The following is a 22,172-nucleotide window of genomic DNA, read 5'->3' on the forward strand; positions in this document are numbered from 1 at the left end:
ACCCCCTCAAATTAAAGGAGACGTGGCTAATCAACCCTCCGAAACCGGGGCAAAGTAGTCTGCCCCGGTTTTCCTCAGTCCCGCAGACTCACCGTCTGCCCGCGCCAGATCGCATCCTGGTAGCGGTAGAACTGGCTCAGCGAGGACGGCTTGTCGGCGTGGCGGGTGGTGGCGAGGGACGCCATGTCCAGGATCTCGAAGCGGTGGATGAAGCGGCCGTTGACCCGGGCTTCGCGCGCCGCCAGCATCAGGCGGTCGCCGGGCACCCAGCCGGCGAATTCGATGTAGCCCAGCTGCGGATCATCGTCGGCCGGCGGCAGCGCGTCGATCACCCACTGCTTGCCGACCAGGTGGAACAGCCACAGCTCGCGCCAGCTGGTCATCGGCTGCACGGCCAGGGCCAGCGCGGTGCCGCTTGCATTGGCGCGTGCCGAGCTCGCCCAGACCGTGCCGTAGGTGCAGCGTTGCGCCAGCGGCGACTTCGCGTCGTGCTTGCGGTCCAGCAGCGCGATGCAGGTCTCGCCGGGGCGGCCAGCCGCGGTGACGATGTGCAGGCCCTGCGGCGTCTTGAGTGCCGGCTCGGCCGCCCAGCGCGAGGCACCCACGCGCACCGCCGCGTCGTTGTAGTCGCCGCGGTCGCTTTCGACCAGTGCACGGGTGTCGACCGCCGCCAGCTCGTCGATGGCGCGCGACGCGGCCTGCTGCGCCGGTTGCTGGCTGCGCGTGCGCTCGAAGGCGATCGCCGACCATACCGATGCCACGCGCATGTGCAGGCGATTCTGCACGTAGCGGGGCAGGCCTTCGCGCGGCACGCGATCGAGCAGGTCGGCGCGCCAGGTGTCGAATGCGGCTAGCTGCACAGGCGTCAGGCCGGGATCGACGCAGGCCGGATCGGTCAGGGCCAGCGCGGCGGTGGCTTTCTGCGTCGCGGTGGCGTTCAGTGCCATGACGCGGCGGAAGGCGTCGCCGTCGTAGCACAGTCGCACGCTGCCGTCGCGAGCAATGCTATGGATCGCGACGCCGTAGTCGGCCACCACCTCCAGTTGCCCGGACAGCGCCTGCTCCAGCGCTTTGCTGCGGTTCGTGGATGCGCGCCGGGCCAGGCGCCCGGCCATCACGCCGAGCGCGTCGAACGGCTCGGCGTCGATGGCCTTGCCCGGTGCCGCCTTCAGGTAGGCCGCCGCATACGCGATGCCCAGCGCCTCGCTGCCCGGCATGTCGCGCAGGAAGCGCACCACGGCCAGCAACTCGGGCGCATCGTTTGGCTGCATCGAGACGATGCGCACCCGGCTGGCGCGCACGAAACCGGCACGCTCGATGCGATGATCGTAGACCTGCAGGTAGTCCAGCGTGCATCCGCGCACCTCCAGGGTCTCGCCCTGCCACAGCACCGCCTGCGGGGTCGCCGAGTGGCGCGCCTGCGCCCGCAACGCGGTGCCGTCCAGGGTGACGATGGCCAGCGGGTTCGCGGGCGTCGGTGCGGGCTCGGCGGCATGCGCCAGGCCCATGCTGATGCCCAGCAGCAGAGCCATCCACACCAGGGCCTTCATGGCGCGCTCCCGGAGTCATTGCTTGCGGCCGGGGTCTGATGTGCAGCGTCGATCAGGGCCTGGCCGATGAATCCACCCGCGGCGGGCGGCGGCGCGATGATCACCGAGATCTTGTCGGACAGCTTGTCGGCCAGGGTCTTCTGGATCAGCAGCGGGTGTTTGTCGATCAGGGCGCCATCGCGCGCGAGCTGTTCGCTGTTGACCTTGCCCAGCGCCTCCAGCCGGTAGGCGTCGGCGTCGGCGAGCTTGCGGCGCGAGTCGGCCTCGCCGGTGGCCTCGATGCGGCGCGCTTCGGCGCTGCCCTTGGCGTTGCGGATCAGGGCGGCGCTCTGGGCTTCCGCTTCCAGCTCGCGCTGCTCGATCTGCTTGCGCTTGAACGGCAGCACGTGCTTCATCGCCTCTTCCTGCCCCTTGGCCGCGATGATCTGCTCGTCGGCCGCCGCCTCGGCAGCGGTGTCGCGCTGGGCCTTTTCAGCCTCGGCCTGCAGCCTCGACTCCTGCACCTTCTTCTCCTTCAGCTGCAGGGTGTATTGCATCTGCTGGTTCTCCAGCTCGGTGGCCAGCACCTTGTTCATGCCTTCGCGGTAGTCCGGCGGCAGGTCGACGTTGCCCATCATCACGTTGCGCAGCACGATGCCGTCGGCCGCCAGCATCGGCTTGAGCTCGCTCTCGATCAGCGTCTGGATTTCCTGGCGTTTGGTCGAGAAGATCTCGCGCACGGTGTAGCGGGTGAACACCTTGTAGATCACGCCTTGCACCAGCGGCTCGACCATGTCGCGGCCGACATCGTCGGGCAGCACCTTCGCAACTCTGGGCAGGCTCCGCGCGTCGATCGCGTAGCGGATCGCCAGCTCGACACCGATGGACAGGCCTTCCGACGACTGGAAGGGTGCCGGGCCGTCCGCCTTGGCGCTGCGGGTGGGGCGGTAGACCTGATCCACCAGCGGGAACCGGCGCAGGCTGTGGATGCCGGGAATCACCAGGCATGGGCCTTCGCCCACCTCGCTCACCGAACCGGTCCACGCGTTCGACCGGATGCCGACCTGCTGCGGTCCGACGGTTTCGATCGGTGGATGGCGGTACAACCCGTAACCGCCCAGCGCGAGGATCGCCAGGACCAGGGTCTTGCGATTGAGTACGCGTGTCGCTGTCTTGCCGAGCCTGCTCGACGTGTCCATCTTGATGCCGCCCCCTTGCTGCTTCCATTGATGCGCGCCGTCCCGTTGCGGGTCCCGGAGCGTGACCTTCCATGGGCCCGGGGCGGTTGCCGCCTGCGGGCCGGTGGTTGGTGCCTATTAGGAGGGCGGGCGGGGCCGCGCGTGGGCCGGAGATGCGGCAGGTCGCGGACCGGATGTGGCAATTGGCAGGCGGCCACAAAAAGTGTCGGTGATGCCATAGGCCGGGATGGCGACGGCCGGATGCCGGTGAGTCGGCTTTCCCGGCTTTCGCCGTGGCGTTCAAACTGTCCGCGACAGCTTTTCTGGCGTCTTTTTTTGCTGTTGCGGACCCGACGCAGAAGGCACAACATGATCCGGGCACGCGGATACTTCACCGTGTCCGGTCACCCCGGAGTGCGCGATGAACTCCTCGCCTCATGGCCGGCGAAGCGTGCTGACCGGACGCTGCGACGCGACGGCTCCACTGGCAGCGAAAGGGGATCGGCCACTGTGTGGAGTTGATGGAGACGGTGGAAGCGCCGTACCCGGTGTGGCGAGGGGGAACGCCGGGAAAAGCAGGGGGAAGGTACTGGATTCGAGGTGGCACAGACGCCTCCGTTTTCCTGTTTGCAGGTGGAAACGCGGCGGGATATGCAATCGGACTCATCCCTGCGTTCGGCATGACCGACATGGTGGCCGAACCGGGTTGAGCCATTCGTTGCGGAAAGAGTCAACCGGGGGAGTCATGACTACGAATCACGCGCAACTGCTGCATCTGCCTGTCAGTCCGCTTGCCTTGGCAATCGACCGCTGGATCTGGGTCTTCATGGCAGTCTTCTTCATTGCCATCACGCTGACCGGGTTCATTCCGGATTCGATCATGAAGGTCGACATGGTGCGGGCTGGCGCTAGGCCGCCTTTGCCGCCGATCCTGCATGTGCATGCCGTGCTCATGGGCACCTTCCTGCTGGTGCTGCTGGCCCAGTCCTGGTTGATGGCGACCGGCCGACGCGATCGGCACATGCTGCTGGGGCGCGCGGCCTTCCTGCTCGTTCCGGCCATCGTCGTGGTCGGTTTCCTGCTCGTGCCGACGATCTACCAGCAGGTCTGGCATGGGGCGCAGGCAGCGCCGCCACCGGTCCGGGAACAGCTCCGGCACACGCTGCATTTCCTGGACAACATCGCGTTGTTCCAGATCAGCGCCGGCATCCTCTTCCCCATCTGCGTCGGGCTGGCCTTGCGTGTGCGGCGAACCGACCCGGGCTTCCACAAGCGGATGATGTTCCTCGCGGTGGCGGTCCCGTTGACGGCGGCGGTCGACCGGATTCACTGGCTGCCGACCACCCATCCGGCCAGCCCGCTCTCGACCCTGCTTTACGTGCTGCTGCTGGTGTCGCCGCTCTTCCTGTGGGACGTGATCAGGCATCGGTCGGTGCACCGGGTGTATCTGGTCTGGCTGGGCCTGTATCTGCCTTTCGCCATCGCCGTCTATTTGTTGTGGGACACGCCGGTCTGGCATGCGCTGGTACCGCGGATCCTGGGGCCGTGAGCCTTGAAGAGGAGGTGGCTGACGGTGCGCCGTGAAGCCGCCGAATCCGGGTGCACTGCACGCGAGCAGGTGCGGGTCTGGCGTCGCGCCGTCTGCCCACGGCAAGGATGGCAGATGAGACCGACCAGCACCGGAATCAGCTACCTCGACTCCAGCTCCGCACCGCCTCCGCAAACGCCAGACAATCCGCAAACCGGTTGTACAGCGGCGCGGGCGAGATGCGGATCACGTCGGGTTCGCGCCAGTCGCCGATGATGCCGTGCTCCATCAGATAGTCGAACAGGGCACGGCCGCGCTCGCGGCCGGCGATGACGCGGATGGAGAGCTGCGCGCCGCGGCGTTCGGGTTCGGCCGGCGTCACCACGTGCAGCACGTCGGCGAGCTGCGTCTGCACCAGCCATTCCAGGTAGCCGGTGAGTTGCAGTGACTTCTCGCGCAGTGCGCTCATGCCGGCACGGCGGAAAATCTCAAGCGAAACACGCAACGGCGCCAGGGCGAGGATCGGCGGGTTGGACAGCTGCCAGCCGTCGGCCCCAGCTGTCGGCACGAATTCGGGGCCCATCTGGAAGCGGGTGGTCTTGTCGTGGCCCCACCAGCCGGCGAAGCGCGGCAGCACGGCTTGCGCGTGGCGCTCGTGCACGAACGCGCCGCCGACGGCGCCGGGGCCGCTGTTGAGGTATTTGTAGCTGCACCAGATGGCGAAGTCGGCGCCGCTGTCATGCAGTTGCAGCGGCAGGTTGCCGACGGCGTGGGCGAGGTCGAAGCCAACGGCGCAGCCGTGCTGGTGGCCGAGTGCGGTGATCGCCTTGAGGTCGAGCGCCTGGCCGGTGCGGTACTGCACGCCGGGCAGCAGCACCAGCGCGATGCGCGAGCCATGTTCGGCCAGCGCGCGTTCGATGGCGGCGAGCGAGGTGGTGCCGTTCGGTTCGTCGCTCCGCAGCTCGATCAGCGCCGTGGCCGGATCGAAGCCGTGGAAGCGGATCTGCGATTCCACCGCGTAACGGTCGGTGGGAAACGCGCCGCCTTCGATCAGGATCGCCGGCCGCTCGGCGGTGGGGCGGTAAAAGCTCACCATCATCAGGTGCAGGTTCACGCCCAGGGTGTTCATCGCCACCACTTCGACGGGCTTCGCGCCGACCACGGCGGCGAGGTCGTCGCGCACGAATTCGTGGTAATCCATCCACGGCAGGCGACCCTTGAAGTGGCCTTCGACGCCCAGCTCGCCCCAGTAGTCCAGTTCCACGTTGACCGCCTCACGCACCGCGCGCGGCTGCAGGCCCAGCGAGTTGCCGCAGAAGTACGTGCTGTCGCGGCCTTCGTGCGGGGGGATCAGGAACTCCTCGCGGAATGCGCGCAGCGGATCGGCGGCATCGCGGGCGTTGGCCCAGTCGCGGGTGGCTTCGAAACTTGCAGGCATCGAACGATCTCTTCGGTGTATTGGCTCCTCCCCCTGCAGGCAGGGGGAGGTTGGGAGGGGGTTGCCCGAGCTGGCGGGAAGATCAAGAGCAACCCCTCACCTGAAGGACTCCCTCCGGTCGCCCAGCCCTCCCCTGCGGAGCAGGGGAGGGAGTCATATGCGGGCTTACTTCAGTTGCGCGGCGATCGCGTCGCAGCCTTTGTCGAAGGCGGCCTTCCAGTCGGCACCGGCCTGGGTCTGGCTGGGACGCATGCAGCGCAGCTGGATCGCGCGGCCGTTCTTGAACCAGTAGTGCTCGGTGTAGCTGAAGGCGGCGGCATTTTCCTGCGCGGTGTAGACGTTGCTGTTCGGGCCCGGCGGTACCGCGGAGGCCTTGTAGCCGGGCAGCGCCATGGCTTTCGCGGTGGCGTCGCTGCGGTACTGGTTGAAGCCGTTGAGGTCGGCCACCTGCTTCACCGTGATGGTGACGCGGGCGAGGCTGTTCCTGCCGGTGGGCGAGGGGTCGGGCACCTGGAACACCCGGGCCTCGGGATCGCCCTGGGTTTCCATGATGTCGAGCCAGTTGTCCGGCGTGCTGAACTTGACGCTGCCGTCGGCCATGCTGACGTCGGCGGCGTGCGCGCCGCCGGCCAGCAGGGCGGCGGCGAAGGCGATCACGAGGGTGGTGCTGCGCAGGAGGCTCATGCGGGTTCCTTCGGGATGGGATCGGGAGCGAAGCGGTGGCGGGGCAGGCCCAGCCACTCCAGCGCCGTGCCATGGAACAGCCGGGCGCGGTCGGCTTCGTCCAGGCCCAGCGCCTCGATGCCGCTGCCGGGTGCCTGCTCCCCCAGCGGGAAAGGATAGTCGGTGCCGAGCATCACCTGGCGGGCGCCCGTCACATCCAGCAGATAACGCAGCGCCTGGTCGTCGTGCACGCAGGAGTCGAAGTAGAAACGCTGGAGGTACTCGCGCGGGTTGCGTGGGTTGTCGGTGGCGACCAGGTCCGGGCGCATGCGGAAGCCGTGCTCGATACGGCCGATCGTCGAGGGGAAGCTGCCGCCGCCGTGGGCCAGCATCACGCGCAGCTTCGGCAGCCGCTCCATGACGCCGCCGAAGACCAGGCAGCAGGCGGCACGCGACTGTTCGGCGGGCATGCCGACCAGCCACGGCATCCAGTATTTCGGCATGCTGGCCATGCCCATCATGTCCCACGGGTGCACCAGCACGGCGGCGCCCAGATCGGCGGCGGCTTCGAAGAACGGGAACAACTCCGGCGCGTCGAGGTTCCAGTCGCCGCAATGCGAGCCGATCTGCACGCCCTGCAGGCCCAGCTCGTCGATGCAGCGTTCCAGCTCGCGCACGGCCAGCTGCGGCGCCTGCAGCGGCACCGTGCCGATGCCGGCGTAGTGGCGCGGGAAGTCGCGGCAGATGCCGGCCATGTGCTCGTTGAGGTGGCGGTGCAGTTCCAGCGCCTGGTGGCCCGGCGCCCAGTACGAGAACAGCACCGGCACGGTGGAGATCACCTGCACGTCGACGCCGAAGCGGGCGTAGTCGTCGATGCGCGTCTGCGGGTCGAACGCCGAATCCCACACTTCGCGGAAGAAGCGGCTGTCCTTGTAGATGCGGTGGCGCCCGTCAGTATGCGTCATCACCGGGAAGCGGTCGTCGCCGTACTTGGCTGCGAGGTTCGGCCAGTCGCGGGGCAGGATGTGCGCGTGCGTGTCGATCTTCAGCATCCGCGCAGTGTAAAACCTCCGTGCCATGGCGTCGCGTTGCGCCCGCACATGCGCAGGCTACGCCGTGGCGGGTGCGTCCTGCCGGGTGCGGTTCGTCACGTGGGCCAGCGTGTTGATGTTGTCGACCAGGCGGTCGCTGATCCGCGCCAGCAACTCGGCGGCGGGGTCGCTGCCTGCTTGCATCGCACCGACCAGCTGGCGCTGCATCGCGCGCAGGTCGGGCAGCGGGGCGGCCGGACGCCGTTCGCGCAAGGCGGCGGCGACTGCCCGCACGGTGCTGGCCGCCTGCTCGACGAAGCGGGTGATGCCTGCCGGTTCGGCCAGCGTGGCGAGATCGTCGAGGGTGGCTTCCAGCGTCATCGCGGTACGGGCGAGGCGGTTGCCGTTGGCGAACAGCGCGCGGGCCAGCGCCAGCAGTTCCGGCGGCGTGGCCGGTTCGGTGCGCATGCGGTCGATCGAGGCCTGCGCATTGGTGCGTGCGGTGCGCGCCGCGCTGCGCATGTCGTTGTGCATGGCGGTCTGCCCGGGCTGCGCCAGCGCGTGCAGGTAGCTGGCGTACGCATCCAGCATCACTGCCAGTGCGGCGCGTGCGCGGCCGCGCTCCCAGGTCGGCCACGCCACGTAGGCGACCAGGGCCATGCCGCAGCCGAGCGCGGTGTTGAGCACGCGGTCGGTTACCGCCAGGCCGGGGTTGACCCCTTCGAACGAGAGCAGGATCACCACGGTGCCGGTCAGTGCCGCCACCGCGATGCCGTAGTGCGCGCCGGCCAGGTAGCGGAACGCCATGCACAGCACCGCCATCAGTGCCAGGTGCGCCCACGGTTCGTCCGGCGTGACGTGCAGCAGCACGGTGGTGAGCACCAGCCCCAGCACGGTGCCGAGCACGCGCAGCAGGCCGAAGTTGAAGGTGGCGGCGAAGTCCGGGCGCAGCACGATCGCCGCGGTCATCGGCAGCCAGTAGCCGTGCGGCAGCTGCAGCAGGCGCGAGATCCACAGCGCGACGGTAAGGCAGACCGCCATGCGCACGGCGTGGCGGAACGCCACCGAGCGAGGGGTAAGGCTGGCGCGCAAGGTGGGCCAGGTGGAACTGCTGCGCAGGCTCTTGGGAAGGCGGGTTTCCTCCGCGCTGGCACGCAGTTCGCCGCGGCTGCCGGCCCAGTCGGCGTTGCGCACGGCGGCGGCCAGCTGGCCGGCCAGCGCATGGATGTGCGCGGCCAGGCCGGGCGCCCGCTCGCCGCCGTCGAGCAGGGCGCGCTCGCTGGCGCGCAGGGCCTGCAGCGTGTGCTGGGCCTGCTCCGGTGAGTCGCCGCGTTCCAGCGCCTCGGCGATGGCTGCCAGCACACGGGCCGCGTCGTCGCGGAACAGCGCATGGATGCTCGGGTCGGCGTGCAGTGCGCTCATCGCGGTGAGCTCCAGCCGGATCCGCTCGGCCAGCTCCAGCAGCACGCCGAACGCCTCCATCGCGCGGCCGTGCGCGCGGTGGCGGCCGAGCAGGGTCTGCTGCAGCGTGGTCATTGCCTCGGTCAGCGCGGGCACATCGGCTTCGTCGCGAGACGGCTGCCGGGCCAGTTCCGCCAGCCCGGCGTACACGTTGGCCAGCGCCATGCGCTCCGGCCAGTAGCGCTGCAGCGGCCACGCCGCCAGCGAGAACGCCATCAGCAGCAGGCCGCCGGCGAAGATCAGCGCGGCGCCGCCGAACGCCTGCTCGAGCGAGGTCGGTGTGGAGGCGGTGATCACCAGCAGGATCATGCTGGTCATGCCGACTCGCGCGGTGTCCGTGCCGAACACCACCAGCAGGCCGCCGAAGAAACCGCAGGCCGCGGTGGCGAGCAGGATCGGCAGCAACTGGCCGCCGATCAGGAAACCCACCAGCGCGGCGAGGCCGGCGGCCAGCGACGCCAGCAACAGTTGCCGCAGGCGCTGGCGGTACGGCCCGGGCTGGTCGGAGAACATCGTGTCCAGCGCGCCGGCGGCCACGCCCAGGCCGATCTGCGGATGGCCGGTTGCCATGCCCGCGGCCAGCGGCAGCACCACCGCCGCGGTATTGCGCAACACCACCCGCCACGGCACGTCCGGCCGCTTGATCGCAGTCAGGCTTTCGAGCGCATGGGCACGCAGCGAATAGGTGCTGGAGGACATGGGCGATGTGGATGTGAGGGAGAACGAGTATGGCAAAAACCGCGCGTCGCCGACCTCACTCGTTCCCCATGGCCGCCGGCGCAGGGCGGATACCGTCCGCCGGCAGGTGCCTGGCAAGAGCGGCGGGCAGTGCCCGCCCTGCGGTTTGGAGTGCCCTCAGGCCCTGCCGGCGAACTCGCCGGTGAGCGTGTTCACCCACACTTTCTCGTCGTTGCTGATGTACTCGGGTACCTGGATCTCGATGCCGGTCACGAGCTTGGCCGGCTTGGTGCGCTTGGTGGCGCTGGAGCCCTTCATTTCCGGTGCGGTGTCGACCACGGTCAGCACCACGCTGGTCGGCACCTGCAGGCCGACCGGCGCATCGTCGATCAGCTGCACGTAGTAGCCCTCGATGCCCTCGACGATGTAGCCGGCGTTGTCGCCGACCAGTTCCGGCGATAGCGGGTACTGGGTGTAATCCTCGGCATCCATGAACACGAACGCGCCGTCGTCCATGTAGGAGAAGTTGGCAGCGCGGCGCACCAGGTCCATCTCGCGCAGTTCGTCATCAGCGCGCAGGCTGAGATCGAACTTGCGCCCGCCGGGGATCGTGTACAGGGTGAAGCGGAAGGTGACGTTGCCGCCGCGCGCGCTCGGCGAGCTGCGCTCGATGTCGCGCACCTGATAGACGGTGCCGTCGTGCTCGACCACGTTGCCTTTCTTGACGTCGGAAGCTTTCATGGGATTGGGGCCGGGAGTAGGGAATAGGGAATAGGGAATAGGGAATAGGGAATCGTAAAAGCGGTTCGTCGTGGCGGAGGGTGTCGAGGCGGGAGCGCGATCTTGTCTTGGCGATTCCCGCTGCTCTATTCCCCATGCCAGGCTATTTGGCGGCCAGCCGCACCGCGCCGTCGAGGCGGATCGTCTCGCCGTTGATGTAGCGGTTGCCGAGGATGAAGGCCACAGTGGCCGCGAACTCTTCCGGCTTGCCCAGGCGCGAGGGAAACGGGATCGAGGCGGACAACGACTGCTGCACGGACTCGGGCATGCCGTCCACCATCGGGGTCCAGAAGATGCCCGGCGCGATGGTCGCCACGCGGATGCCGAAGCGCGCCAGCTCGCGAGCCATCGGCAGGGTCATGCCGACCACGCCGCCCTTGGAGGCAGAGTAGGCGGCCTGGCCGATCTGGCCTTCGTAGGCGGCGACCGAGGCGGTATTGACGATCACGCCGCGCTCGCCGTCCTCGCCGGCTTCGTTGCCCTGCATCAGCGCCGCGCCGGCCTTGGCCACGTTGAAGCTGCCGACCAGGTTCACCATCACCGTGCCGGAGAACGTGGCCAGCGGCATCGCGCCTTCCTTGCCCAGCACGCGGCCGGCACCGAGGATGCCGGCGCAGTTCATCACCACGTTGAGGCCGCCCATCGCGTGGTGCGCGGCGGCCACGTTGGTGGCCACGCCGTCCTCGGAGGTGACGTCGGTGCGGAAGAAGCGCGCGGCAGTGCCCAGTTCCTTTGCGGCGGCCTGGCCCTTGTCCTCGTTGACGTCGAACAGCGCGACCTTGCCGCCGTTCGCCACCAGATGCTGCGCCACTGCGTGGCCGAGACCGGAGGCGCCGCCGGTGATGATCGCCTTGACCTGATCGAGCTGCATGGGAGTTCCCCCGAAATGGATGCCGAAAGCCGCCAATGGTAGCCGAGCGGCCGCGATTGCTGCAGGCTGAACGCGAAACTCGCCGGGAAGGGTGGTTCATCCCGGGTTGGGTCGGCGGGGACGAACTTTGTGCCGGGTCGCACACGGATGCCGGGGGGTTGCTGCTAACCTGCCGGCGGGCCCCTGACTCTTCGAGTGGAGATCGACACATGAAAAAGCTGCTTGCCCTGTCTGTCGCGTGTGGCGCCATGCTGATGCTGGCCAGCGGCTCCGTGCTTGCACAAGGCCATGGTCACGGCCGAGGTCATGGCAATGGCAATGATCAGAACGAGCAGGACGATGGCGATCGCGGCCGCGGCTATGACCAGGATGGTGGCCGCTACGTGCGCTACGACAATGACGACGACCAGGGACCGGGTAACGGTCATGGACGCGGCCATGCCTACGGCCATTACAAGAACTGGCACGATCGCGGCCGCCACGAGGGCTGGTACCGGCGCGGCGGCTACCTGCCGGTGGAATACCGCAGCACCCGCTACGTGGTGTACGACTGGCGCGATGCCGACCTGCGCGAACCGCCGCGCGGCTATCGTTGGGTGCGCAGCGACAACGGCGACTACCTGCTGGTGGCGATCGCCACCGGCGTGATCGTCGACCTGCTGCTCGGCCACTAAGCCGGCTCGCAGGCATGACGGCGCGCCCGCATCGCTGGCGCGCCGTTTTTCATGGAACTTTGCGCAGGGCGGACACCACCCACCGGCTCTGGCTCTTCGGCGTCGTGAGGGACGGCGGCGGCCCATGCCCGCCCTGCGCCGAGCGGTGCCCGGGAATCAGCGCCGGCTTTCCAGCAGCGCTTGCAGTTGCGCAGGTGGTAGTCGGGGAAACGGGGTGACGGCTGCGGGTGGATTCGCAGCGACCTGCAGCTCCTTCTGCCACACGCCCACGTCCCACCACTGCCCCAGCTTGTAGCCGCACTGGCGCCATACCCCCGCCGGGGTGAAGCCCATCGCCTCGTGCATCGCCACGCTGGCCGTGCCGGGCAGGGTGATCACGCCGACCGCCTGGGTGATGCCCTGCCGCCGCATCACGTCGAGCAGCACGCCGTACAGCCGGCGCGCGATGCCGCGGCGCTGCGCGTCGGCGTGCACGTAGATCGAGGTCTCGGCGATCCAGTCGTAGGCGGCGCGCTCGCGGAAGCGCCCGGCATAGGCGTAGGCCAGCACCTCGCCGGCCTCTTCCCACACCAGCCACGGGTAATGCTTGAGGCGCGCGCGCATGCGTTCGCGCATGGCGTCCACGCCGGGCAGTTCGGTCTCGAAGGTGGCTACGCCGTCGAGGATCGATGGCACGTAGATCGCGTGGATGGCAGCGGCGTCTTCGTCGCGGGCGATGCGGATGGCGGCCATGGCAGTCACAGTTCGCGGATGAAGAAGCGGTCGCAGCTGAAGTGTCCGGTGCCGCCCATCGGTGCGCACAACGGCGTGAAACCACTGCGCTTGTACAACGCCTGGGCCGCGTCCATGCCGGTCAGTGTTTCCAGGTAGCAGCGGTTGAAGCCGTGCGCGCGCGCCGCGTCGAGGCAGCGCCGCATCATCGCCGCTCCTGCGCCGATGCCGCGCGCGGCGGGCAGGAAATACATCTTGCGCAGTTCGCATACGTCCGCCTCGGCATTCTGCAGCGGCGCTACGCCGCCGCCGCCGATCACCACCCCGTCGCGCTCGACCACGAAATAGCTGCTGCGTGGCTGTGCGTAGGACTCGCACATCGTGTCCACCTCGGCGTCGTGGATCGCGAAGCCGGGGCCGTCGGCGCCGAACTCGGGCATCACCGTGCGGATGATCGCGGCCATGGCCGCGTTGTCGGAAGGCTCGATCGGGCGGATCAGGTAGTCGTGGGCCATGGAAGCGGGGTGTGGGGAAAGGGGAGGGTGTAGTGTGCACCGAGCGGGCGCCGCCCGGGAGTCGTGCCGTGCTGATCTACGATGCCATAAGCCCTGCGCCGCGTTGCCTGCGCATGTTCGTGCTGGAGAAAGGCCTGCGCCTGCCAGCCGTGACGGTGGACGTGATGCGCGGTGAGAACCGCGAGCCCGCTTATCTTGCGATCAACCCGGCCGGACAGACACCGGCGCTGCGGCTGGACGACGGCTCGACGCTGGCCGAGGCGGTGGCGATCGCCGAGTACCTGGAGGAGCTGCATCCGCAGCCTGCGCTGATCGGCGCGACGCCCGAGCAGCGCGCGCAGACCCGGCAGTGGTGGCGGCGGGTGGAACTCAACGTCACCGAGTTCATCCACAACGCCTTCCATTACGCCGAGGGGCTGGCGCGTTTCGAGCCGCGCATTCCGGTGCTGCCGGAGGCGGCGGAGGGCCTGAAGTGGGTGGCGCAGGATCGCCTTGCCTGGCTGGACGGCCTGTTCGGCCCCGGGCCGTACCTGTGCGGCGAGCGCTTCAGCGCCGCCGACATCTGGCTCTACGTGTGGCTGGATTTCGGCGTGGGCGTGAATCAGCCGTTCGACCGCCACTTGCCGAACATCGGCCCGTGGTTCGAACGGGTGGCGGCGCGGCCGAGCGCCGCGGCCAGTCGCCAGCTGCTGGCGTCGGCATGAGCTCCGCCCCGGGCTTGCCGGTGCGTTGCCGGATGGTGTCCGTGCTGGTGCTGCGTGGTACGGCCGACGACACACGGATGCTGCTGATGCACCGCACCGGTGCCTACCTGCACGGCGTGTGGAGCTACGTCGCCGGCCATGTCGAGGCCAGCGAAAGCGGCTGGCAGACTGCACTGCGCGAGTTGCGCGAGGAAACCGGCCTGCTGCCTGCGACGCTGCATGCGACCAGTTTCTGCGAGCAGTTCTATGCCGCGCAGGACGACGGCATCGAGCTGGTGCCCGCCTTCGTGGCACGTGTGGCCGACGACGTTGCAGTGCGATTGAACGGCGAGCACTCCGCGTTCCGCTGGGCGACGCTCGACGAGGCGTGCGAGTTGCTGCCGTTCGGCAGCCAGCGCGACCTGCTCGCGCATGTGCGACGCGAGTTCGTGGAGCGCGAGCCGTCGCCGTTCCTGCGCATCGCGTTCGACTGATGCGCGCCGTGGTTACGGCTGCGGTTCGGGGCGGCGGTAGACGCTGCCGTCCTTCATCACGAACACCGGGTGCTGCAGGGCGTCGATGTGCGTGGCGGGATCACCGCTGAACGCAGCGAGGTCGGCGGCCAGCCCCGGCACGATGCGGCCGAAGTGCTGCGACTGGCGCAGGATCTTCGCCGCCACGTCGGTGGCGGCGTGCAGCGCCTGCACCGGCGTCATGCCGTCGGCGACCATCGCGGCCGGCTCGCGCCAGTTCTCGCCGTGCGCGAATACGCCGACATCGCTGCCGTTGCCGATCGTCACGCCCAGCTTCAGCGCGGTGCGGAACGCGCGGGCGGCTTCCTGCATGGCTGGCGTGGGCGCCGACTGCCCGGGTACGTAGTGCTGGAAATACTCGGAGGTGGCTTCCACCGCGGTGAGCGTGGGCTCGTAGGCGATGCCCTTTTGTTTCATCAGGCGGAAGGTGGCCTCGCTGGCGCCGTAGCCGTGCTCGATGGTGTCCACGCCCGCCTCCACCGCGTTGCGCACGCCGGCCTCGCTGGCCGCATGTGCGGCGACCGGACGGCCGATCTGGTGGGCCGCCTCCACAATGGCCCTGATCTCGGCCGGGGACAGCGTTGGCATGGTCTGGCCGTGGTCGCCCACGCGGTAGTCGGCGTACAGCTTGATCCAGTCCGCGCCGCGCGCGGCCTGCTCGCGCACGGCCGCCACGGCGGCATCCACGCCGGTCACCGGCTGCGCGCCCTGCGGCAGGTCCAGGTCGGGACGGAAGCCGCGCGGTCCCGGCCCATAGCTGGCGGTGGCCACGATGGCGCGGGTGGCGACGAACAGGCGCGGGCCGGGAATCAGCCCTTCCTCGATCGCGCGCTTGATCGACACATCGGCGTAGCCGGCGCCCTCGGTGCCGAGATCGCGCAGCGTGGTGAAGCCGGCGAGCAGGGTGTCGCGCGCGTGTTTGGCGGCTTCCAGCGTGCGGTAGTCCTGCGGCTCGGTCAGCACCTGGTCGTTCCACAGCGTCTCGTTGTACGGGTGCAGGAACAGGTGCGAGTGCAGGTCGATCAAGCCGGGGGTGAGCGTGGCGCCGGGCAGTTCGATGCGCTGGGCGCTGGCCGGTGCCTGGATCGATGCTACCGGGCCGACCGCGGCGATCGTGCCGTCGTGCACCAGCACCGCCCAGCCGGCATGCGAGGTGTCGCCTTCGGCCGTCCATACGCGTTCGGGCAACAACAGCCAGTCGCCCTTGGACGTGGTGTCGGCCGCGGACGCGAGCACGGCGTACAGCAGGAGCAGCAGCAGCGCCGTTGTTTGCCGGATCATCGGGCTTGCGCGCATCGTTTCATTCCCCTCGTCGATCGAGGTTTCGATCATAACGAGTCGCGCAAGGACCGCGGCGACTCAGCTGACGGCGGTGCGCGCGCGGGTGACCCGGCTGGCGGTTTCCTTGTGCAGCTGCGCGGCGAGCCAGGCGCCGGTGGCGATGAGCAGGTCGAGGTCGATGCCGGTCTGCATGCCCATGCCGTGCAGCATGTAGACCACGTCCTCGCTGGCCACGTTGCCGGTGGCGCCCTTCGCGTACGGGCAGCCGCCGGTGCCGGAGACGGCGCTGTCGACCACGCGCACGCCTTCCTCCAGGCAGGCCAGGATGTTCGCCAGCGCCTGGCCGTAGGTGTCGTGGAAGTGCACGGCCAACGTGGCCATCGGTACCTCCTGCGCTACCGCGTGCAGCATCGCGCGTGCCTTGGCCGGGGTGCCCACGCCGATGGTGTCGCCCAGCGAGATTTCATGGCAGCCCAGTTCGTGCAGGCGCCGCGCCACGCGCACCACGTCGCTGAGCGGCACCTCACCCTGGTACGGGCAGCCGAGCACGGTGGAGACATAGCCGCGCACCTGCACACCGTCGGCCCGGGCCTGTTCCATCACTGGAATGAAGCGCTCGATCGACTCGTCGATCGAGGCGTTGATGTTCTTGCGGTTGAACGCTTCCGAAGCAGCGGTGAACACGGCGATCTCGGTGGCGCCGACTTCGCGCGCACGCGCGTAACCCTGCAGGTTCGGCACCAGCACCGGATAGCTCACGCCCGGCACCTTGCGGATGCGGGTGAACACCTCGGCGGCATCGGCTAGCTGCGGCACCCATTTCGGGCTGACGAAGCTGGTCGCCTCGATGGTCTGCAAACCGGTGGCGGAGAGCCGGTCGATCAGCGTGATCTTCACCTCGGCCGGCAACAGGGTCTTCTCGTTCTGAAGGCCATCGCGGGCGCCGACTTCGACGATGCGGACATGGTTGGACGGGTTCATGGGCGACTCCGGTAGAGGCGTGTAGGAGCCCGCTTGCGGGCGATGCTGTTGCCTTTATGCCGCATGAAAGATCAAGTGGCGTAGGGTGGGCATTGCCCGCCGGCTCTTCGACGATGTGTCACGGCCAGACGCGGCGGGCAGTGCCCGCCCTACGAAGCTGCGGCGAAACGCACCAGCACGACGTCGGCTTCGACGAATTCGCCTTGTGTGGCATTCACGCTCTCGATGGTGCCGGCGCGCGGTGCCTTCAAGGCCAGCTCCATCTTCATCGCTTCCATCACCAGCAGCTCCTGGCCCTGTTCGACCACGTCGCCAGCTTTGGCTTTCACCAGCACGATGCGGCCGGGCATCGGCGCGATCACCTGGTTGCCGCCGGCGGCATCTTTTGCTTCCCACGCGAACGCGGCGGCGCGGCTGAAGCTGTAGCGCTGGCCGTGGGCGTCGTGCAGCAGCACGTGGGCGTCGTCGCAGCTTAGCGGTACGCGGCGCGCTTCGCCGTTGAATCGCGCGCCGAGGCTGTCGTCCTGCAGGCGCGCACCTTGCACCTCGCAGTTCGTTTCGCCGTAGCGCAATTGATAATGGCCGGCGTGCCCGCGCGCCTCGATCTCGAAGCGCTGTTCGCGCCAGCCCAACGCCACGATGCGCTTGCCGGCGTGGCCGACGCGCCAGGCATCAGCGCTGGCCCAGGGCGAATGCGGGTCGGCCGCGTTGTCGGCCACGTGCGATTCGTCATGCAGCAGTGCGGCGGTGGCGGCGGCAAACAGCGTTCCGTCGAAAGGTGTGACGTCGCCGACCAGGAACTCATCCAGGTGGCGATCCAGATAACCGGTGTCGATGCGCCCCTCGACCACCGCCGGGTGCCGCACCAGCCGTTCGAGGAAGCCGATGTTCGACTTCGGCCCGATAATCTCGCACTCCGCCAGCGCCTCGCGCAGTCGCTGCAGGGCCTGCGGGCGATCGTGGTCGAACACGATCAGCTTGGCGATCATCGGGTCGTAGAAGATCGTCACGCTGTCGCCCTCGACCACGCCGCCGTCGAGGCGCACGTGGGCCGATGGCGTGGGCAGGCGCAGCGTCTGCAACTTGCCGGAGCCGGGCAGGAAGTTCTGGTCGGGGTCCTCCGCGTACAGCCGCACCTCGATCGCGTGGCCATGTGCGTGCACCTGGTCCTGCGCGAGTGGCAGCGGCTGGCCGGCGGCCACGCGCAGCTGCCATTCGACCAGGTCCAGGCCCAGGGTCAGTTCGGTGACCGGGTGCTCGACCTGCAGGCGCGTGTTCATTTCCATGAAGAAGAATGTGCCGTCCTGCGCCACGATGAACTCCACCGTGCCGGCGCCGACGTAATCCACGGCTTTCGCGGCGGCCACGGCGGCCGCGCCCATCGCCTGGCGGCGCGCATCGTCGAGGAACGGCGAGGGAGTTTCCTCCAGCACTTTCTGGTAACGGCGCTGGGCCGAGCACTCGCGTTCGTTGAGGTGGATCACGTGGCCGTGGCGGTCGCCGAACACCTGGAACTCGATGTGTCGCGGCTGCTCGATGTAGCGCTCCAGCAGCATGCTGGCGTCGCCGAACGCGGCCTTGGCCACGCGCTGCGCGGTTTCCAGCGCCTCGGGGAACTCCGCGTCCGAGCGCACGATCTGCATGCCCTTGCCGCCGCCGCCGGCCGAGGGCTTGATGATCAGCGGGTAGCCGATGGCGTGCGCCTGGTCGGCAAGGTACGCGTTGTCCTGCTCGTTGCCGTCGTAGCCGGGCACCAGCGGCACGGCGTGCTTCGCCATCAGGTGCTTGGCAGCGGCCTTGGAACCCATCGCCTCGATGCTCTGCGGGTCCGGGCCGATGAACACGATGCCGGCATCCTGGCAGGCGCGCGAGAAGGCGGTATTCTCGGACAGGAAGCCGTAGCCGGGGTGGATGGCCTGGGCGCCGCTTTTCTTCGCGGCATCGAGAATCGTGTCGATGCGCAGGTAGGACTCGGCCGGCAGCGGGCCGCCGATCGGCCACGCCTCGTCGGCCAGCCGCACATGCTGCGCGTCGCGGTCGGCTTCCGAGTACACCGCGATGGTGTGGATGCCGAGGCGGCGGCAGGTGCGGATCACGCGGCAGGCGATCTCGCCGCGGTTGGCGATCAGTACGCGTTCGAACATGCGAATCCCTGGAACCGTTTGGGACGAAACAAAGTCGTTGAAGTTAGCAGATTGCACCGTCGCAGCCGATGCGCGGCGCAGCATGGCAGCGCTCAGGTGGCCTGGCCGACCCACGCCGGCGCGCGCTTGTCGAGAAACGCGCCCAGGCCGTGCTGGCCTTCCGGCGAGACGCGCAGACGGGCGATCAATTCGGCGTTGGCGTCGTCGATGCGCTCGGCCGCAGCCACGTCCACGCCGCCGATGCGCAAGGCCAGTTGCTTCGCCTCGCGCTGGGCCAGCGGGCCGGCCTTGGCGAGGAAATGCAGCTGCCGCTCGATCGCCTCGCCCAGTTCGCTGCCCGACACCACGGCGTGCAGCAGGCCGATCCGTCGCGCCTCGGCAGCGTCGAATACCTCGCCGGTGACGAACAGCCGGCGCGCCTCGCGCAGGCCGATCGCGGCGATCACGTACGGCGAGATCACCGCCGGCACCAGGCCCAGCTTCACTTCCGACAGTGCGAACTTGGCGCCGTCCACGCCGATGGCGATGTCGCAGCAGGCGACCAGGCCCACGCCGCCGCCGTAGGCGGCGCCGTTGACGCGCGCGATGGTGGGCTTGGACAGGAACTGCAGACTGCGCATCAGCCGCGCCAGGCGCAGCGAATCCTCGCGGTTTTCCTGCTCGCTGGCGCCGGCCATGCCGCGCATCCAGTTCAGGTCGGCGCCGGCGGAAAACGTGCTGCCGCTGCCGCTGAGCACGACGCAGCGCACCGCCGGATCGGCGTCGGCGGCTGCCAGCGCCTCGGTCAGTGCGGCGATCAGGCCGTCGTCGAAGGCGTTGTGCACCTGCGGCCGGTTCAGGGTGAGCCAGGCGACGGCGCCGCGGCGTTCGCTGAGGATGGAGTCAGTCATCGGTCGTCCCTGTGGCAAATAACGCGATGATAAACGCAACGGGCTGCGGCAATCGGGCGTGGTGCAGCGGGGCGGGCGTAGGGCTACAATGCGAACTATTCTTATTTGAGAATCAAGCCTGTGCGTCTGTCCGATCTGCCCAAGGGTGCCCTCGCCGTGGTCGACCGCGTCGACGATGCGCATGCGGCCGATCCGATCGCGCAACGCCTGCGTGACCTCGGCTTCGTCGACGGCGAGCCGGTGCGGGTGGTGGCGGTGGGGCCGATGGGCGGCGACCCGCTACTGATCCAGATCGGCTTCACCCGCTTCGCGCTGCGTCGTGCCGAGGCGGCCCGGGTCAGCGTGCGCAGCGAGGTGGCCGCATGAGCGCGTCGACTCTGCGCATCGCCCTGGTCGGCAATCCGAACTGCGGCAAGACGGCGCTGTTCAACCTGCTCACCGGCGGCCGCCAGAAGGTGGCGAACTACGCCGGCGTCACGGTGGAGCGCAAGGAGGGCCGCTTCACCGCGCCGTCCGGCCGGGTGCTGCAGATCCTCGACCTGCCCGGCGCCTACAGCTTCGACGCCAACAGCCCGGACGAGCAGATCACCCGCGACGTCTGCGCCGGCAATTACCCGGGCGAGGCGCCGCCGGACCTGATCGTGTGCGTTGCCGACGCCACCAACCTGCGCCTGCACCTGCGCTTCGTGCTGGAAGTGAAGCGGCTGGGCCGGCCGGTGGTGCTGGCGCTGAACATGATGGACACCGCGCGCTCGCGCGGCGTCGTCATCGACGTGCCGGAGCTTTCGCGCCGGCTGGGCCTGCCGGTGGTGGAGACGGTGGCGGTGCGGCGCGGTGGCGCACGGGCACTGATCGAGCGGGTCGACGGCGAGGTGCCGCCGGCGGCGCCGGTGCAGCCGGACGACGCGGCCAGCCGCGCCGACCTGCACGCGCAGGTGCGCGAGCTGCTGGCAGCGACGGTGACGATGCCGCGCACCACCGCGGCGCTCGACGATGCGCTGGATCGCTGGACGCTGCATCCGGTGTTCGGGCTGGCGATCCTGGCGGTGGTGATGTTCCTGGTGTTCCAGGCGGTGTATGCCGCCGGCAAGCCGATGAGCGACCTGATCGGCGGCGGCTTCGGCTGGATGGGCGAGCAGGTCGCCGCGCTGATGCCGGCCGGGCCGCTGCAGAGCCTGGTGGTCAACGGCCTGTTCGGTGGCATCGGCACGGTGCTGGGTTTTCTGCCGGTGATCCTGGTGCTGTTCCTGTTCATCCTCACGCTGGAGGAGTCCGGCTACCTGCCGCGCGCGGCGTTCCTGCTCGACCGCCTGATGCTGTCGGTGGGGCTGACCGGGCGCTCGTTCATCCCGCTGCTGTCGAGCTTCGCCTGCGCGATCCCCGGCATCATGGGTACGCGCAGCATCCAGGATCCACGCGATCGCCTGGCCACCATCCTGATCGCCCCGCTGATGACCTGCTCGGCGCGGTTGCCGGTGTATGCGCTGCTGATCGGTGCGTTCATTCCCGTCCGCTACGTGTTCGGCGTGTTCAACCTGCAGGGCGTGGTGCTGTTCGCGCTGTACCTGGCCGGCATCCTCGGCGCGATGCTGGTGGGCTGGGTGATGAAGCACCTGCGCCGCGACAAGAGCGAGCACGCCCTGCTGATGGAACTGCCGTCGTACCGCATGCCCAAGCTGCGCGACGTGGCGATCGGGCTGTACGAGCGCGGCGCGATTTTCCTGAAGCGGCTGACTGGCGTGATCCTCGGGCTGACCGTGCTGATGTGGTTCCTGTCCACGTTCCCGTCGCCGCCCGCCGGTGCGACGGAGCCGGCCATCAACTACAGCTTTGCCGGCTACATCGGACGCGGCCTGCAGTACATCTTTGCGCCGATCGGTTTCAACTGGCAGATCAGCCTGGCGCTGATCCCCGCGTTCGCCGCGCGGGAGACAGCAGTGGCGGCGCTGGCCACCGTCTACCTGGTCGGCGGCGAGGCACCCGGCGGGCTGGGCCACGCGCTGGCCGGGCAGATCCCGCTGGCCAGCGCGTTGTCGCTGCTGGTGTGGTTCGCGTATGCGCCGCAGTGCATGTCCACCCTGGCGATCATCAAGCGCGAGACCGATTCCTGGCGCAACGTGGCGATCTCGTTCGGCTACATGTTCGTGATGGCCTATACCGCGTCGTTCGTGGTCTACCAGGTGACGAGGGCACTGACGTGAGCACCGGCCTGCTGCTGCAGTACGTGGTGGTCGGGCTGATCGTGCTGGCCAGCGTATGGATTGTGTTGCGCAAGCTGGCGCGGAAAACGACCAACCGCTGGCTGGCCGCCGCGTCCATCCACTTCAGCCGGCCCGGCCGCGGCGCGCTGGTGCGGGCTTTCGGCCGGCGCCTGCAACCGAGGGAAGCCACCGGCGACTGCAGCGACGGTTGCAGCACCTGCGGCGCCTGCGGCCCCAAGCCACCGGCCGCGGCTCGATCCGGCGAGCCGATGCCGCTGGAGTTCCGCCCGCGCCGGTGAGGGCCAGCTTCAGCTCCTCCCCTGCAAGCAGGGGGAGGGAGCAAAAGCGGAACATGAAAAAAGCCGGCTTGCGCCGGCTTTTTGCGTATCACGCGGGTCGCGC

General features: G+C 68.8%; 21 protein-coding genes. 7 read left to right on the top strand and 14 right to left on the bottom strand.

What is annotated here, in order from left to right:
- Positions 1-74 precede the first annotated feature (74 nt).
- Together QQA13_RS05725 and QQA13_RS05730 are read right to left on the bottom strand one after the other, a co-directional pair.
- The gene (locus tag QQA13_RS05725; protein ID WP_234411318.1) at positions 75-1,550 is read right to left on the bottom strand and encodes a hypothetical protein; all 1,476 of its coding nucleotides are present in this window, start codon (positions 1,548-1,550) and stop codon (positions 75-77) included.
- Positions 1,547-2,728, bottom strand: coding sequence for an SPFH domain-containing protein (locus QQA13_RS05730; protein WP_108471554.1), 1,182 nt, complete (start codon positions 2,726-2,728; stop codon positions 1,547-1,549). Before QQA13_RS05730 ends, QQA13_RS05725 begins: the two co-directional genes overlap by 4 nt.
- 724 nt (positions 2,729-3,452) lie before the next feature.
- Here QQA13_RS05730 and QQA13_RS05735 point away from each other — a divergent pair.
- Positions 3,453-4,256: a hypothetical protein gene (locus QQA13_RS05735; protein WP_108471553.1), complete on the top strand. Its 804-nt coding sequence runs from the start codon at positions 3,453-3,455 to the stop codon at positions 4,254-4,256.
- A gap of 136 nt (positions 4,257-4,392) precedes the next feature.
- On the opposite strand, the gene kynU is transcribed toward QQA13_RS05735, so the two are convergent.
- The 6 genes from kynU to QQA13_RS05765 form a co-directional block, all read right to left on the bottom strand.
- Entirely contained in the window at positions 4,393-5,673 is a 1,281-nt protein-coding gene (kynU, locus tag QQA13_RS05740; protein ID WP_108471552.1) for a kynureninase, read from the bottom strand.
- 165 nt (positions 5,674-5,838) lie between these two features.
- On the bottom strand, positions 5,839-6,357 hold the full coding sequence (locus tag QQA13_RS05745; protein WP_108471551.1) for a hypothetical protein: 519 nt from the start codon (positions 6,355-6,357) through the stop codon (positions 5,839-5,841).
- Positions 6,354-7,388, bottom strand: a complete 1,035-nt coding sequence (locus QQA13_RS05750; RefSeq protein ID WP_108471550.1) for an amidohydrolase family protein — start codon at positions 7,386-7,388, stop codon at positions 6,354-6,356. Before QQA13_RS05750 ends, QQA13_RS05745 begins: the two co-directional genes overlap by 4 nt.
- A 57-nt stretch (positions 7,389-7,445) precedes the next feature.
- Positions 7,446-9,527 carry an FUSC family protein gene (locus tag QQA13_RS05755; protein WP_108471549.1) on the bottom strand — a complete coding sequence of 694 codons (2,082 nt, stop codon included), beginning with the start codon at positions 9,525-9,527 and terminating at the stop codon, positions 7,446-7,448.
- Between the two features lie 156 nt (positions 9,528-9,683).
- A complete protein-coding gene (gene efpL / locus QQA13_RS05760; protein ID WP_108471548.1) occupies positions 9,684-10,247 on the bottom strand; it encodes an elongation factor P-like protein EfpL in 564 nt (187 codons plus the stop codon).
- 142 nt (positions 10,248-10,389) lie between these two features.
- Positions 10,390-11,157 (bottom strand): SDR family NAD(P)-dependent oxidoreductase, encoded by a 768-nt coding sequence (locus tag QQA13_RS05765; RefSeq protein WP_108471547.1) that lies wholly within the window; start codon positions 11,155-11,157, stop codon positions 10,390-10,392.
- Positions 11,158-11,366: 209 nt separating this feature from the next.
- On the opposite strand from QQA13_RS05765, the gene QQA13_RS05770 reads away from it, so the two are divergent.
- Positions 11,367-11,831 (top strand): RcnB family protein, encoded by a 465-nt coding sequence (locus tag QQA13_RS05770; RefSeq protein WP_108471546.1) that lies wholly within the window; start codon positions 11,367-11,369, stop codon positions 11,829-11,831.
- Between the two features lie 156 nt (positions 11,832-11,987).
- On the opposite strand, the gene QQA13_RS05775 is transcribed toward QQA13_RS05770, so the two are convergent.
- Both QQA13_RS05775 and QQA13_RS05780 read right to left on the bottom strand, forming a co-directional pair.
- The gene (locus tag QQA13_RS05775) at positions 11,988-12,563 is read right to left on the bottom strand and encodes a GNAT family N-acetyltransferase (RefSeq protein WP_108471545.1); all 576 of its coding nucleotides are present in this window, start codon (positions 12,561-12,563) and stop codon (positions 11,988-11,990) included.
- Between the two features lie 5 nt (positions 12,564-12,568).
- Positions 12,569-13,057: a GNAT family N-acetyltransferase gene (locus tag QQA13_RS05780; RefSeq protein WP_108471544.1), complete on the bottom strand. Its 489-nt coding sequence runs from the start codon at positions 13,055-13,057 to the stop codon at positions 12,569-12,571.
- Positions 13,058-13,125: 68 nt separating this feature from the next.
- Here QQA13_RS05780 and QQA13_RS05785 point away from each other — a divergent pair, with 68 nt between their 5' ends.
- Positions 13,126-13,761 (top strand): glutathione S-transferase family protein, encoded by a 636-nt coding sequence (locus QQA13_RS05785; protein WP_108471645.1) that lies wholly within the window; start codon positions 13,126-13,128, stop codon positions 13,759-13,761.
- On the top strand, positions 13,758-14,234 hold the full coding sequence (locus QQA13_RS05790) for an NUDIX hydrolase (protein ID WP_108471543.1): 477 nt from the start codon (positions 13,758-13,760) through the stop codon (positions 14,232-14,234). Before QQA13_RS05785 ends, QQA13_RS05790 begins: the two co-directional genes overlap by 4 nt.
- Before the next feature lie 12 nt (positions 14,235-14,246).
- Here QQA13_RS05790 and QQA13_RS05795 read toward each other — a convergent pair whose 3' ends face one another.
- The 4 genes from QQA13_RS05795 to QQA13_RS05810 form a co-directional block, all read right to left on the bottom strand.
- Positions 14,247-15,569, bottom strand: a complete 1,323-nt coding sequence (locus QQA13_RS05795; protein ID WP_108471644.1) for a metal-dependent hydrolase family protein — start codon at positions 15,567-15,569, stop codon at positions 14,247-14,249.
- Positions 15,570-15,632: 63 nt separating this feature from the next.
- On the bottom strand, positions 15,633-16,535 hold the full coding sequence (locus QQA13_RS05800; RefSeq protein WP_108471542.1) for a hydroxymethylglutaryl-CoA lyase: 903 nt from the start codon (positions 16,533-16,535) through the stop codon (positions 15,633-15,635).
- A 149-nt stretch (positions 16,536-16,684) separates the two neighbouring features.
- Positions 16,685-18,679 (bottom strand): acetyl/propionyl/methylcrotonyl-CoA carboxylase subunit alpha, encoded by a 1,995-nt coding sequence (locus QQA13_RS05805; protein WP_108471541.1) that lies wholly within the window; start codon positions 18,677-18,679, stop codon positions 16,685-16,687.
- A 92-nt stretch (positions 18,680-18,771) separates the two neighbouring features.
- A complete protein-coding gene (locus QQA13_RS05810) occupies positions 18,772-19,569 on the bottom strand; it encodes an enoyl-CoA hydratase-related protein (RefSeq protein WP_108471540.1) in 798 nt (265 codons plus the stop codon).
- A gap of 120 nt (positions 19,570-19,689) precedes the next feature.
- Here QQA13_RS05810 and QQA13_RS05815 point away from each other — a divergent pair, with 120 nt between their 5' ends.
- The 3 genes from QQA13_RS05815 to QQA13_RS05825 are packed head-to-tail and all read left to right on the top strand — an operon-like array spanning position 19,690 to position 22,069.
- Positions 19,690-19,935, top strand: coding sequence for a FeoA family protein (locus QQA13_RS05815; RefSeq protein ID WP_108471539.1), 246 nt, complete (start codon positions 19,690-19,692; stop codon positions 19,933-19,935).
- Positions 19,932-21,770, top strand: a complete 1,839-nt coding sequence (gene feoB / locus QQA13_RS05820) for a ferrous iron transporter B (protein ID WP_108471538.1) — start codon at positions 19,932-19,934, stop codon at positions 21,768-21,770. The genes QQA13_RS05815 and feoB overlap by 4 nt, the downstream gene beginning before the upstream one ends.
- A complete protein-coding gene (locus QQA13_RS05825) occupies positions 21,767-22,069 on the top strand; it encodes a DUF6587 family protein (RefSeq protein ID WP_108471537.1) in 303 nt (100 codons plus the stop codon). The genes feoB and QQA13_RS05825 overlap by 4 nt, the downstream gene beginning before the upstream one ends.
- Positions 22,070-22,172: the final 103 nt, after the last annotated feature.

The sequence above is a fragment of the Rhodanobacter thiooxydans genome, assembly GCF_030291135.1.
GTDB lineage: Bacteria > Pseudomonadota > Gammaproteobacteria > Xanthomonadales > Rhodanobacteraceae > Rhodanobacter > Rhodanobacter thiooxydans_A.